The organism is Bacillus sp. JJ634, assembly GCF_036962285.1.
Classification (GTDB): Bacteria; Bacillota; Bacilli; order Bacillales; family DSM-1321; genus Peribacillus; species Peribacillus asahii_A.
The window spans coordinates 1-473 of sequence record NZ_JBALMU010000192.1 but is presented as its reverse complement, the minus strand read 5'-3'; the positions used below and the strand labels follow the sequence as shown (position 1 = coordinate 473).

Sequence of the window (473 nt, the reverse complement as noted above, 5' to 3'; positions counted from 1 at the left end):
GCTGAGCTACTTCCCGTAAATATGGCGCGCCCGAAAGGAGTCGAACCCATAACCTTCTGATCCGTAGTCAGACGCTCTATCCAATTGAGCTACGGGCGCATATTAAGTGGTGCCGAGGACCGGAATCGAACCGGTACGGTAGTCACCTACCGCAGGATTTTAAGTCCTGTGCGTCTGCCAGTTCCGCCACCCCGGCACTTTATTAAAATGGAGCGGAAGACGGGATTCGAACCCGCGACCCCAACCTTGGCAAGGTTGTATTCTACCACTGAACTACTTCCGCGAATAATGCGGGTGAAGGGAGTCGAACCCCCACGCCTTGCGGCGCCAGATCCTAAGTCTGGTGCGTCTGCCAATTCCGCCACACCCGCAATATGGTGAGTCATGCAGGATTCGAACCTGCGACCCTCTGATTAAAAGTCAGATGCTCTACCAACTGAGCTAATGACTCGTCCAAATGGTGGAGGATGACG

Annotated in this window: 5 tRNA genes; all 5 read right to left on the bottom strand. The window is 54.1% G+C overall.

The window, feature by feature from the left end:
* Positions 1-22: 22 nt before the first annotated feature.
* Positions 23-99 (bottom strand) — tRNA-Arg (locus tag V7068_RS21465).
* An 8-nt stretch (positions 100-107) separates the two neighbouring features.
* Positions 108-196 (bottom strand) — tRNA-Leu (locus V7068_RS21460).
* A gap of 12 nt (positions 197-208) precedes the next feature.
* Positions 209-283: transfer RNA gene (locus tag V7068_RS21455), tRNA-Gly, on the bottom strand.
* Positions 284-289: 6 nt separating this feature from the next.
* Positions 290-371: transfer RNA gene (locus V7068_RS21450), tRNA-Leu, on the bottom strand.
* Positions 372-375: 4 nt separating this feature from the next.
* Positions 376-451 (bottom strand) — tRNA-Lys (locus V7068_RS21445).
* Positions 452-473 lie beyond the last annotated feature (22 nt).